Origin of the sequence: Paenibacillus sp. FSL R7-0189 (assembly GCF_037969925.1) — a bacterium.
Lineage (GTDB): Bacteria > Bacillota > Bacilli > Paenibacillales > Paenibacillaceae > Paenibacillus_AQ > Paenibacillus_AQ odorifer.
Window position 1 is genome coordinate 6,837,838 of the sequence record NZ_CP150223.1, and the last position, 13,079, is coordinate 6,850,916.

Sequence of the window (13,079 nt, forward strand, 5' to 3'; positions counted from 1 at the left end):
ATGAAACCCGTACTTGAACGTGGATAGCCAGGAACATTTCCTTTATTTTAGGATTTTGCTTTTTTGTACATATTCCGAAGCTCTGTCGGCGATACACCTACTGATTTTTTGAACTGGCGATAGAAATATGCTGGATCCGGATACCCTACTTCAGCTGCAATTTCGTTGGTTAGTAACGTAGTTTGTAGCAGCAATTGTCTTGCCTTTTCAATTCGAAATTGATTAACATAATCAGAGAAACTACGGCCCATTTCCTTCTGAAATAGCTGTCCCAAGTAATTAGGATGCATTTCCATACGCTGACTGAGCGTTTTCAGGGATAGCTCTTCTCTATAGTGTTTGCTTACTTGATCAACCATATATCTCATATTCGGACTGAGCTCATCACTTACTAACGATAATTGGTCCAGTGTTTCTTTCACACTTTCCTGCACATGGTGCACCAATTGCTCAATAGTATGTATGCGCAGCAATGGATTAAACACGGCACTAAAATTAGAGTTTTTCTCCATTTTCTTGGCAATCAACATTAACTCAATCGCTACGTTGTAATTATCAATACGGGTAATCATGCCACAGCCAAACAGCTTTTCGAACGTTTCTGCGATAAACTGGTTCGTAGCTTCACGGTCTCCAGATAATAATAATTTGGTGAATTCCTCATAATCAATTTCGAGCTTCTCCTCGTGCAGAACCATCTTTGACAGTTGTTCCGCATCTATAATCGGGTAGCCAGGTAGCATTAGATGATCAACATATAAACTCTTCGCTTTTTTATAACTTTTTGGGACTTCCTGAAAAGCATGCTCCTTATTTCCTATCGTTATCCAGACTGACTTCTCCAACTCATGCATAATCTCATATTGTACTCGTTCCAGTACACAATAAAGCTCTTCTTTGTTCTCAGCTTCAGCCCGCTCAGCAATAATAAGAACAAGATCACCTTCCATATCTATAAATACAATAACGGTTCCAAGTTGCTCTAATGACTTCACAGCGATACGATAACATTCATCCATAAGCTGATTCCTGTGGAGTTTATCCTGCCCCTCATCGTCATCCTGTTCGGTGATAAGCCGAATCGCAGCCACCGTAAAAAATGAACAGTCCAGTGAGATATTTAAGACTTTTGAACGGTGCTGTAGCTCCTGCCTACCTATATTGCCAGTTACCCAGCGGTTTAGAATATTGTTGCGCAGAACTTGCCAATCCTCTTTAGCATGAAATTGTTCAACATCCTCTTGATTCAGCACTTCAACAATTTGTTCAATGGTTGATTCCAATTCATTTATATTAATGGGTTTGAGAATATAATTTTCAATGCCTAGACTCATTCCAGCTTTTAAATACTCAAATTGTTCATAGCCGCTCAAGATAATAAATCTCATTTTTGAATCAAAAACCTTTATTTGTTGAATCAGTTCAAGTCCCGTAAGTTTTGGCATCGTAATGTCAGTAATTAATATGTCGATCCCTTCATTATGATTGCGCAGAAATTCTAAAGCTTCTTCCCCATTAGACGCTTGTCCCGCGATTCTCAATCCATATTTTTCCCATTCAATCACTGAACGTAATCCTTCAAGAATAAGAGGTTCATCATCCACGATAAGTATATTGTGCCTTATTAGTACTCTCCCTTACTACTGGTATATTCATGATGACTATTGTTCCTTTATTTACTTCACTAGCGATCGTCAATCCATATTCAGTCCCATAATAAAGTTTAATTCGTTCATTCACATTACATAGGCCTACCGAAGAAGGAGGTTCATCCATTCTCATACTGACTTGAAGCATTTGCTGTAGCTCTGTTAGCTTGCTGGGAGTAATTCCATTCCCGTTATCACTTATAGCAATTTGAATTTCCCCGCCAGATTCAGTAACTTCAATACGGATGAGATTGCCAAAACGGTCAGGTCTAAATCCGTGAACAATATAATTTTCAATAACCGGTTGAATAAGCAATTTAACGATAGAACAATTCATGGAAGCTGGACTTATTTGTGATTCGATTTGGAGCCTATCTTTATGTCTAATCTGGAACAACTCCAGATACAAATTACAATATTCAATCTCATCAGATATTGTAACGACCATACTTTTCTTAATCATCGTTCGAAATAATGTCGATAAAATGTAAATCATCTGACCTACATCCTTCGCTCCTTGCGTAATTGCCCGCATCCTAATCGCCTCAAGTGTGTTATATAAAAAATGTGGATTAATCTGTGATTGAAGTGCAACTAGCTCAGCATTTTTCTGGGTAAGCTCCGAAATATACACTTTGTTAATATAGAGTTCTAGTCTTTCACACATATAGTTAAAATTGTTGGCAATTAGCTGCAATTCATCTTCTCGATTAAGGTGAATACGTGTGCTCAAATCACCTTCCTGTAAGCGCTTCATAGATTTGACAATGATCTTCACTTTTTTAGAGAAACGTAAAATAATTCCGTATGTAAAAGACATTGCAGTAATAATAAGCGCTGTGGTAATTCCGATAATCCAAGTTCGAACCGTTTTCATTTCGTTGTTGACCTGTGACTTCTGAATGATCCCTGCCATAATAAGACCTGAGCTATTCGTTGTATTTAAGTTAACCTTGGAGATCCCATCCAGTGTTGTCCAGCCATCGGCATGAAGCGCATCGATATGTGGATATCGCTGTCCCATATACCTTCCCAATGAATCATATATAACGTCACCGCTTGGGGTTAAGACCAACAATTGACCATTATTTTCTGCAACTTTTGTGCCAAGCCATTTTGAAATAAGTTCTGCGTCAAAATCTACTATGAGCATACCGATCGTTTTCAGTGTAATCGGATCTTTAATTTCCCTAGTCATTGTATATAAATTGTTATTGTCTTCTCTTATTTCCTTAAGCACTAATTTGGTTTCATGCGAGACCCAGCCATTCTTCGGTAAGGATAATTTTTGCTTAGAACCGTCCATGTCGCTCAAGTAGAATTGCCGGGTATTATTTTTATATAAATAATAAAATTCTTTCTCTGTGCTGTACAAAATAACGTCATAAATCCCATTTTTCTGATTCAAATAGGTTTTGAAATACGTATCGAACGTATGAGGAACGGAGCTCCCTATATCTGCATATTGATCTAAACGGTATTTAAGATAATCCCCATAATCATTTTGCAAAAAGTAGGACAAATCCTCACTGACAGAGGCATCGCTATATATTTGCTGGATAGCCACTTGGATGCTTTCGTACTGCTGATTCATATACAAACTTACATAATCCAGCACCTCCCGATTGGCATCTACATGTTGGCGAGTGATCGTCTGTTCATAGTATTTATATACGGTAATGGAAGAGGCTATTAACGTAATTATGATGATTGAAGAGTATATAGCTAATATTTTATTGAACAGTTTTTTCTGCAAATGGTTTTGATAAAATTTCTTTACATTCAACAAAGCCACCTTCTTTCTGAATATCACCTTTAGGATTAGAAGCTTAACATCACACTTCTTTTTCTGCAATGGAAGCGCATGCATTTTTTATTTATAAATTCTAGCGCTCCAACTTTTCTCTCCACCGAGAGTTTACAACTCACAAAAAATCGTCTATAGTTGATTTCTACCCCCCAAACAAACCTATAATAACCCAAATAGATCTTAATTTCCTCGTCCCCCATCAACATATTGGAGGGGCTATTACTCATGTTTCTAACCAAACGCAAACTCAACTCCCAACTAAACGAAATTTCCGAATATCGTTACCGGGATCGTATACACATTCCTTTTTTCAACTCAATGATTGACGAACAAGGTGAAATTGCAGCCGAACCGCCCGTGGATGGAGAATGGTCTGAGCTACGAGTTGGCGATACCTGGAAAGGCCGCGATTTGTATTTATGGCTAACGACAAATATAGACGTACCCGCTACTTGGGCAGGCCGTAGAGTACTGGGTCGATTTGATTTTGGCGAGACGGGTGCTGGAAACAACTCCGGATTTGAATCCTTATTCTTTTTCAACGGCAAACCCTATCAAGGTGTAGATTCCAATCATACCGAAGTGTTCTTGCCAAATGAAACGGTAGGCACTCAGCTTCCACTGACCTTCCGGTTATGGTCGGGACTCGAAGGAGGCGGCCCTAAAAAGGATCAGACACATGGCATTCGCATGGCTGAAATTTGTTGGCTGGATGAAGCAACGGATGATTTCTATTTTACCGCGCTTGCTGTAGTCGAGACGCTGAACGTACTCGATGCCAAAACTCCAGAATATACACAACTTATGAGTACAGTAGACCGCTCCTTTCTTCTGATCGACTGGTCTCGTCCTGGTTCAGACAACTTCTATGCTTCGATCGGGAAAGCCCGCAATTATTTGCGTGATGAAATTAATAAAATGGAGAAGTCCTCACCCGTCACAGTTACCTGTATTGGCCATACCCATATTGATGTGGCTTGGTTGTGGCAATTGAAACACACCCGTGAGAAATGTGCGCGTTCCTTCTCAACCGTACTACGTCTGATGGAAATGTTCCCGGACTATACCTTTTTACAGACTCAGCCGCAACTCTATGAATATATCAAAAATGACTATCCAGAAATCTACGAAAATATTCGTGAACGTGTGGCTGAAGGACGCTGGGAAGCTGGCGGCGGCATGTGGCTTGAAGCAGATTGCAACTTGACCTCAGGAGAGTCTCTAGTCCGTCAATTACTGTATGGAACTCGCTTCTTACGTAATGAATTTGGGGTTGAATGTGACTATTTATGGCTGCCGGACGTATTTGGCTACAGCTGGTCCTTGCCACAAATTCTAAAAAAATCAGGAATTAATACCTTCATGACCACAAAAATTAGCTGGAATCAATATAACCGGATGCCACATGATACCTTTCAATGGCGTGGGATTGATGGCACAGAGGTGTTAACACATTTTATTACAACGCCAGAGCCTTGGTCCGAAGAAGATTCTTGGTTCTACACTTATAATGGCCGGATTATTCCTAAGACTGTAAAAGGAATTTGGGATACCTACCGGGATAAAGAAGTGAATCGCAATCTGTTACTTTCTTACGGATATGGCGATGGTGGCGGGGGTGTGAACCGTGAAATGCTAGAGATGCGCCGTCGGCTAAACGATCTTCCCGGTCTGCCGAAGATTGAAACAGGAACAGCGGGAGACTACTTCCGTAACTTGCAAGAAACTGTTGCAAATACGGATCGTTATGTCCATGTATGGGATGGCGAGCTTTACTTAGAATATCACCGCGGCACCTATACAAGCCAAGCCTACAATAAGCGGATGAACCGTAAGCTTGAACTGCTATACCGTGAGGCGGAATGGCTAAATACACTGCAAAGTGTGATGACAGGTGACTGGTCGAACTATCGTCAGACCGATTTAGACGAGGGCTGGAGAATTATTTTGCGCAACCAATTCCATGATATTATTCCGGGCTCTTCGATTCGTGAAGTATATGAAGACAGTACGATTGAATATGCACAAGCAGAAGCAATAGGTCAGTCTGTCTGGGAGCAATCCAGTAAGGCACTTGTGAGCGGAAATGAAGCCGGTAAATATACGATCTGGAACAATGCTGCTTGGGAGCTGACAGAACTCGTAGAAATTACTGTTGAAGCCGGGATGGAAACAGGACATTGGATAAGCTCAGAAGGAAAACAACTACAAGCTCAACGTGAAGGTGACCGCTGGATCGTTGAAGTATCTAACATTCCTTCTCTCGGATATACAACCATTTCCTTCGTAGAAGATGTGAATTCTGAGTCTCTAAGCGCTCCATTCAAGCTAAATGAATCAGGAATTTCAACGCCTCACTTCGATATTGAATGGAACGAACAAGGTCAATTAGTATCCATCTATGATATAAATGAACAAAGACAAGTATTAGCAAACGGAAGTCACGGTAACGTGTTCCAAGTGTTTGAAGATAAACCCCTAGCCCATGAAGCTTGGGACATTGACATCTACTATCAGCAAAAGAAACGTGAAGTCACCGACTGCCGCAGCATTGAAGTCATAGAAAAGGGTTCACTGCGATGTGTTGTACAATTCACATGGAGTTATATGGATTCCACGATTAAGCAGCAAATGATCTTACATGCACACCATCGTCGTATCGATTTCGTGACGAAGGTAGACTGGCATGAGCGACAACAGCTAATGAAAGTAGCTTTCCCTGTTGCAATACGAGCTACCGAAGCCACTTATGATATCCAATTTGGTAATGTTACGCGTCCAACACATTGGAACACTAGCTGGGATTACGCTAGATTCGAGACTGTGGGGCATCAGTGGGCAGATTTATCAGATCGTGGTTATGGCGTTAGCTTGCTGAACGACTGCAAATATGGTTATGACATCAAGGATAATGTAATGCGTCTATCCTTAATCAAATCGGCAACGCACCCTGACCCTGAAGCGGATCAAGGCGAACATACTTTCACCTACTCTATCCTGCCTCATACTGGGGATTGGCTACAGGGTGACACCGTCCGTCAAGCTTGGTCCGTCAACAACCCTCTACGGAGCACCATGGGGCAAGCAGAAGTGACAACCAAGTCGCTTATTCGCCTTTCTACACAGACGGTTATGGTTTCTGCGATTAAGAAGTCTGAGGATGGTCAAAAATTAATCGTACGTGTACACGACTATTCCGGAAGCCGCCAGCAAATTGATATGACTAGCGACTTGAATATTATTTCGTGGCAAGAGTGTAATCTAATGGAGCGTCCTGAAGGGGAAGTCCACACTGAACCTGTCATTACTTTTATACTTGAACCTTACGAACTAAAAACATTTGAAATCGAAGCAGCAAAACTAATAAAGTAACGTACAAAAATCGGGGTGTCCCTGTAGCCATAGATCAAAGGTTACGTAGGACACCTCTTTATATATTTTCTCACGATTGTTTCTTATGCTTTTAAGTATACACCTTGTGCAATGAGTAATCTTGACGTATACTCCGAGTAAGGGAGAGATGGATATGAGAAAAATGAGGAAAATCACAATATTCACAGGTATTGGGTTATTCAGCCTTGTTTTGATTGCCATGTTTGTAATCAGCGCTTTTGTAATCAAAAGACCGGCGACTACCACCCCCGTAATCGCGGAAGTGAAGCCTTACAAGTGGAATAAAGTCACGCTAGACGGAAATGTCATATCAAGTGATGGATCAGAGTATTTTTTGTGGAATAAAAAGGGTGAAAATAATAACTGGATCATCTTCTTTTCCGGGGGCGGGGCCAGCTGGGATGCCCAAAGTGCCGCACACCCCATCAAGCTTATGAACTTTATTAAAGGTGGAGATACAGGCAACTATTTCCCCAACATCCCCTTCTATATGCTTACATTGCTGAGAGGCATGATGGATACGGATAACCCTGCCAATCCTTTTCATGGCTGGAATGTGGTCTATCTTCCCTATTCAACTGGTGACTTCCATATCGGCAACCGCACGGTTGAATATAAAAAAGATGACGGTAGTCCCTTTACTATGCGTTATAACGGCAGCAATAATGTACGAAGCAGCCTCGATTGGATATATGCCAACGTGGATAAACCCGGCAAACTACTGATTGCTGGCGAAAGTGCTGGTGGCTTTGGGTCCGCTTTTTGGGCTCCCGAGATCGCCTCTCACTACAAGGACTCCGAGATCTTCCAATATTCGGACAGTTCCTTCTTGAAATCAGACAAGTGGCCAAATGTTGTGAAGCAGGAATGGCAGGCAGACTTCGTGAAGAAATTCGGATATGCCCCTGAAGCGGATATCATCGGGGCAGCTTTTAAAGCGAACGGCCATCTACTTCCTGTGAATGCGATAATATTGCAATCCTACTCGGTATTTGACGAGATTCTGATCCACTTTCAGAACAACATCAACGATTACAAGGGGCCAAGAGATCAAAGCATCATTAATGAGTGGTCACAGGAAATGCGGCAATCTGTTTCTTCTTTGGCAGCCACTTTACCTAATTATTATTACTATCTCACCGACTATGGACTGAACGCAAAGACGGGTACAACTCCGCACACTTTTGCCACCAGAGAGACCTTCTTTCAGGCTGAACAGGATGGTGTGAAGCTTCTGAATTGGTTAGGTGATGCGATCAACCGGCAGAACCCCTATTCAGTGGGCAGCAAATTCCTCATGAATTCGAAGCCAGCTCAGAAATAGTGCTAGAAGCAGCGGAAGAGTTGCAACAAGACAGGAGAGAAAATCAATGAATTTGCGGGAAAAGCAAATGCAAATGACAAGGGAGATCATTAAGGATACAGCGCTTAGCTTATTCTGTGCTCAAGGTATTGAGCGCACGGATATGGCACAGATTGCGGAACAAGCCGGCATCTCCCGGCGTACTTTGTATCATCATTATAAGGACAAGGAAGAGTTAGCCGCTCAAATCTATGCCCTTAATCTGGAGCGGATGTTTGGACAGCTGCTGTTTGATTTTGATTTTGAACACCCTGTACAGTCATTGGAGAACATTCTGGATAAATATCTGGCGTTAAGAGATCATCAGGAAGCCCTGATCTACTATGATGCCATTTTTGGAGTTTACTACAGCACGCTTTCCAAAAATCCCGCGGAACTTCCTGACTTTAAGCAGGCTATGGAAGGCTGGTATTCACGGTTAATTCTCCTTGAGACAATTTCAGTCGCTCCGGAGGAAAAAAACAAGTGGCTGGACATTCTGCACAAGTCCACCCACCTGTATTTCATGTATTTACAAAAAGCCGTCATTATTACTCATCAGCGGGGGGGTGTGGTTACGGAGGAAGATCGGGTTATGGACCGGCAATTCAAGGATTTCATTATGTTTGGCGTACGGCAATCCAAGAATCAGACAAACCTTTAATTTCACTTATGGGGCAACCTGACGATAATCGTCGTTCCCGCTCCAACCGCACCGTCCACTTCTATGTTTCCCTGATGCAGGGAGACAATTTTTTTAACGATTGCAAGTCCCAGACCATTGCCATTGTTGTTTCCATTCCGTGATTTGTCTATTTTATAAAATCTTTGGAATACGGTGTTGAACTCTTCCGGGGAAATCCCGATCCCGTTATCACTGACGGTGACCGATACATCTGCTGCACTGTCATCTATACTGATGCGGATGTTCCCGCCTTCCGGTGTGAACTTGATGCTGTTGCTAAGCAAATTCATCCATACTTGCTTCAGCTGATCTTCATCACCCTTAATTTTGACAGCTTCCGGCAGCTCAAGATCGATAACGATGCCTTTGGCTGACCATTGTGGCTCACAGGTCACAACGATGGTTCTAATCTGCTCGTCAAGATTGAAGGAATCTGCGTTAAAAGGATGATGTTCAGAATCCAGGGAAGCGAGCTTCAGTAAATTATCACTTAACCTCGACAGACGCTCACTCTCAGCAATGATGATATCAAGATATTCAGAACGTTCCTCTTCCATGATTAGATCATTGTTCTGCAATGCCTTAGCAAAGCCGGAAATAGACGTAAGCGGTGTCTGAATTTCATGAGACACGTTGGATACGAAATCCTGCCTCATCTGTTCTAACTGCTTCAACTCCCCGGCCATCTCCACATAGCTTTGTGTCAGTTCCCCTATTTCGTCTACTCGGTTTACTTTAAGCGCTACCTCGAAATCACCCTTGGCTAGCCTTCTTGTCGCATTCGTCAAAGCTTTGATCGGCTCCACCAAATATCTGGCGGCAATAAGAATGCATAGACTACCCAGTAAAAGCACGAGTAAAAGCACAAAGAGCAGCATCCGATTGACGATATTTTCGTTCTCGGCAGAATACTGCAAGAACATTGCTTGCCACTCCCCGTTAAACATAAAGGGCATCCCGATAAAGGTATCCTTATCTTTCGCAGAGGAACGATAGAGTTTTCCTTGCAGCACTTGTTTCACAGCATCGGGGGTGATAGTGACGGCCGGACTATCCTTAAGCCCATAGAAGGTATATTCCCCGGAATGATTATACAGGTGGATAGGGTATGCAGATACCTTAACCATACTATTCAAGAACTCGTCTGTATCCTCAGGCTTGGCGTCATCATAACGGTGAATGATCTCCTTCCCCACTGTGATCATTTCATTCTGTCCCTCGTAACTTATTTGTTTCTGAAAGACATACAAACCAATGAAAAAGGAACAGATCAGACTAAAGATGATGATGCCTAGAAACGTGAGAACGACGCGTACATACAATGTCTTGATCATAGCGCAGGGATCAGCCGGTATCCTAGGCCGCGGGCCGTTTCGATTTGAAATTGCTCGTCGTTACCGCAGAATTTCTCCCTCAACCGGCTTATATGCACATCTACAGTCCGGCCGTCTCCTTCATAGTTCAATCCCCAGATTTGAGAAATCAACTGTTCTCTTGTGAAGATTTGCCTGGGGTGACTAGCCAACAGAAACAGTAGCTCAAATTCCTTCAAAGGAATCGTTACCGGTTCTTCATCACGCGTAACCTGGAAAGTGCGGCGGTTAAGCACCACATTGCCCAACTGCACAGACTGGGAAGAAACGACCAGCGAGCGTTTAAGCAAAGCTTTTACTCGCATCACCAGTTCAAGCGGATCAAACGGTTTGGTCAGATAGTCATCCGTGCCGAGTTGAAAACCTTTCACTTTATGTGCAGATTCTCCTTTAGCCGTCACCATGAGGAGGGGAATGTTGGCATCAGAGCGCCTGATTTCTCTGCACAGATCCCAACCATCCAATCCTGGCATCATAATATCTAGGATGACGAGATCGACTCGCGAGTTCTCTATAATGGACAGCGCTTTGGTACCATCCCTGGCTTCTTTGAGGCCAAAACCTTCTTTTCGCAAAAACAAAGACATTAGCTTTCGGATGTTATCATCATCATCAGCGATAAGTATAGTAGCCACGATTTGCCTCCTCTCTTAAGCTTACATTATATATGATATATTCTTGACAAGAAACGAAGTTATCCGAACTGCCAACCCAACAGGTTCCAATAGTAGAAAAACAGAGTCATCACTACAGCCGAAAGTGCCACTAGTGTATAATGCACATGCTTGAAAGCTGTCCAGTATTTATTTTTCCAAACCAGTATAGCCGAGATTAGCAAAGCTAAAGTCAGTCCAACCAAAAGGATTGGCATAACTAAACTGAGAGAAAGCAAAAGACTGATACCGCTGAACTTCTGCATCGTGTCCATGGACATAACCACCATAAATATCGTGAAGAAAGATAGCAGCGCCCACCCAGCAGTTCCCGCAGATAAGCGGATGGCCCACTTTTCCGGAGGCGTCATCGCCTTGATCTTGCGTCTGGAGAAGATTAGTCCAAGCAATGCAGTGATGAAAATCAACCCCGAGCCGCCAAGTAAAATAAGCCAAAACTTATTCTGATTCAAGAGTGGCGTACGCTCCAGCGGCATTTCCGGTGCCATACCTAAGAGCATATGTGTAACCTTACCGGAATCATTTGTGCGGAAGCCGATTTGTTCGGTACCTCCCTCGAGCTGGAACAGATTCGGACCGATTTCTCTGTACAGCTGTTGTTCACTACCCCTTCCCAAAGATAGCTTATTATCCTCTACCTTAACATTTAGCTGGGCAAAAAAATTGAAAAATTTATCAATATCACTGTGGTTACGGCGTGTGAATTGATAGGTTCCCACATACTTCTGAACAGATTCCGCAGAAGTGGAGAATTCAGGCCGCTTCGCTTCAGGATCGGGATAATAGCACTCAAAAAAGGCATGGACTAGGCCTGCCGCGGAATCACCGCCCTGACCGCCGTTATAGGAAACAAAGATACCTATATGCTTGGCAGGCACAAGATAAAACTCGGTATTAAACATGGGGTCGGAACCACCATGAGTAATTAGTCTAAGACCATTGATGCGTTTCTCAGAGAACCCCAGATCTACTCCCGGCAGACGTTTATCGAATTGGTACGCCGTTGAATGCATTAGTTCTGCGGTCTCCGTTCTAAGAATCTGCTGGTCACCATATTTCCCGTTCTGCAGATGGGCAATCATAAAGTGCGCCATATCTACTGCTGATACTGTACCCGAGCCGGCAGGACGAAAGCCGCCCTCGAAGGTAGGTGTGCCAGGAATAAAGCTGCCGTTCTCACTCGTGTACCCTACAACTTGATTGGGTATGAATGACTCCGGCAAAGGCTCTACCACAGTCGAATATTTCATGTCGAGCGGATCGAAAATATACTTTTGTATATAGTCATTGTAAGGAACACCGCTGACTTCCTCCACAATCAGACCCGCGAGTGTAGCCCCGAAGTTCGAATAAGAACTCATCTCTCCGGGAGGTCTTACCCGTGCCAGCATATGTTCATTGAGTGTTTCCGAGATTGATCCCGGCAATTTGGCAGGGTCGGTAGTGATTTGATAACCCACTCCACCCTCTTCAAACCCCGCTGTATGTGTCATCAAATGGCGCATCGTGATCGGCTCAGGATAAGTAGCAGGGATCTTCACTGATTTCAGGTAGGTGTTAATATCAGTGTCCAGATCTATCTTGCCTTGTTCGACCAGTTGCATCACCGCTGTCCAGGTGAACAGCTTTGTTGTTGAAGCGATTCGAAACATGCTGGTTGTCGGATCAACCGGTGCCGCTTCTTCCAGATTGGAACTGCCATAACCTTTGGCTAAAATAATCTTGCCGTCTTTTACAATGGAGATAACCGCTCCCGGAATTTGCAGCCGGTTCATATCTTTTTCCATAATTCCATCAACGAAGCTAGTCAGTCCTGCGGCATCATCGAGCTTGGCAGATGCTTCAATTTGAGCTGCCGGTAGCGCGGTTTGACCCATTTTGGTCTCAGCCGAGGCCTGTTTCCCGGGAAATACCAAGCTTGCGCCTAAGCCGGCACTAATTATAGCCAATAGAGTCAGACCAGCGATCAACCTTTTTTTCATAGGTGTTAACATTATTATCCTCCGAGTCATCATTTATTGGGGTGGATGATCATCCGCCTAACACTTATAGAGATTATCAGAGTATTATGAATGGAACGTTAACAAGACAATAAAAAAACTAGACAGCAATCCACCCTTAAAAGTGACGGATCATAGTCTAGTTACATCACA

At 43.1% G+C, this 13,079-nt stretch carries 8 protein-coding genes; 3 read left to right on the forward strand and 5 right to left on the reverse strand.

The window, feature by feature from the left end; all coding sequences use genetic code 11:
- Positions 1-47: 47 nt before the first annotated feature.
- Both MKY63_RS30220 and MKY63_RS30225 read right to left on the reverse strand, forming a co-directional pair.
- Positions 48-1,565 (reverse strand): helix-turn-helix domain-containing protein, encoded by a 1,518-nt coding sequence (locus MKY63_RS30220; protein WP_339810909.1) that lies wholly within the window; start codon positions 1,563-1,565, stop codon positions 48-50.
- A gap of 31 nt (positions 1,566-1,596) precedes the next feature.
- Positions 1,597-3,435 (reverse strand): sensor histidine kinase, encoded by a 1,839-nt coding sequence (locus tag MKY63_RS30225; RefSeq protein ID WP_339810912.1) that lies wholly within the window; start codon positions 3,433-3,435, stop codon positions 1,597-1,599.
- Positions 3,436-3,684: 249 nt separating this feature from the next.
- Here MKY63_RS30225 and MKY63_RS30230 point away from each other — a divergent pair, with 249 nt between their 5' ends.
- The 3 genes from MKY63_RS30230 to MKY63_RS30240 all read left to right on the forward strand — a co-directional run bounded on the left by MKY63_RS30230 (position 3,685) and on the right by MKY63_RS30240 (position 8,858).
- The gene (locus MKY63_RS30230) at positions 3,685-6,831 is read left to right on the forward strand and encodes an alpha-mannosidase (RefSeq protein ID WP_076140967.1); all 3,147 of its coding nucleotides are present in this window, start codon (positions 3,685-3,687) and stop codon (positions 6,829-6,831) included.
- A gap of 154 nt (positions 6,832-6,985) precedes the next feature.
- Positions 6,986-8,176, forward strand: a complete 1,191-nt coding sequence (locus MKY63_RS30235) for a pectinacetylesterase family protein (RefSeq protein ID WP_249267668.1) — start codon at positions 6,986-6,988, stop codon at positions 8,174-8,176.
- Positions 8,177-8,222: 46 nt separating this feature from the next.
- Positions 8,223-8,858, forward strand: a complete 636-nt coding sequence (locus tag MKY63_RS30240; RefSeq protein WP_076140965.1) for a TetR/AcrR family transcriptional regulator — start codon at positions 8,223-8,225, stop codon at positions 8,856-8,858.
- A gap of 2 nt (positions 8,859-8,860) precedes the next feature.
- Here MKY63_RS30240 and MKY63_RS30245 read toward each other — a convergent pair whose 3' ends face one another.
- The 3 genes from MKY63_RS30245 to MKY63_RS30255 are packed head-to-tail and all read right to left on the reverse strand — an operon-like array spanning position 8,861 to position 12,920.
- A complete protein-coding gene (locus tag MKY63_RS30245; RefSeq protein ID WP_076140964.1) occupies positions 8,861-10,213 on the reverse strand; it encodes a HAMP domain-containing sensor histidine kinase in 1,353 nt (450 codons plus the stop codon).
- Complete coding sequence (locus tag MKY63_RS30250) at positions 10,210-10,887, reverse strand: response regulator transcription factor (RefSeq protein ID WP_076140963.1); 678 nt, start codon at positions 10,885-10,887, stop codon at positions 10,210-10,212. Before MKY63_RS30250 ends, MKY63_RS30245 begins: the two co-directional genes overlap by 4 nt.
- Positions 10,888-10,946: 59 nt before the next feature.
- On the reverse strand, positions 10,947-12,920 hold the full coding sequence (locus MKY63_RS30255) for a serine hydrolase domain-containing protein (RefSeq protein ID WP_076140962.1): 1,974 nt from the start codon (positions 12,918-12,920) through the stop codon (positions 10,947-10,949).
- Positions 12,921-13,079: the final 159 nt, after the last annotated feature.

Coding starts and splice junctions, on each gene's coding strand:
- MKY63_RS30235 (WP_249267668.1), top strand. CDS start 6,986: ATGAGAAAAATGAGGAAAATCACAATATTCACAGGTATTGGGTTATTC.
- MKY63_RS30255 (WP_076140962.1), bottom strand. CDS start 12,920: ATGTTAACACCTATGAAAAAAAGGTTGATCGCTGGTCTGACTCTATTG.
- MKY63_RS30230 (WP_076140967.1), top strand. CDS start 3,685: ATGTTTCTAACCAAACGCAAACTCAACTCCCAACTAAACGAAATTTCC.
- MKY63_RS30245 (WP_076140964.1), bottom strand. CDS start 10,213: ATGATCAAGACATTGTATGTACGCGTCGTTCTCACGTTTCTAGGCATC.
- MKY63_RS30240 (WP_076140965.1), top strand. CDS start 8,223: ATGAATTTGCGGGAAAAGCAAATGCAAATGACAAGGGAGATCATTAAG.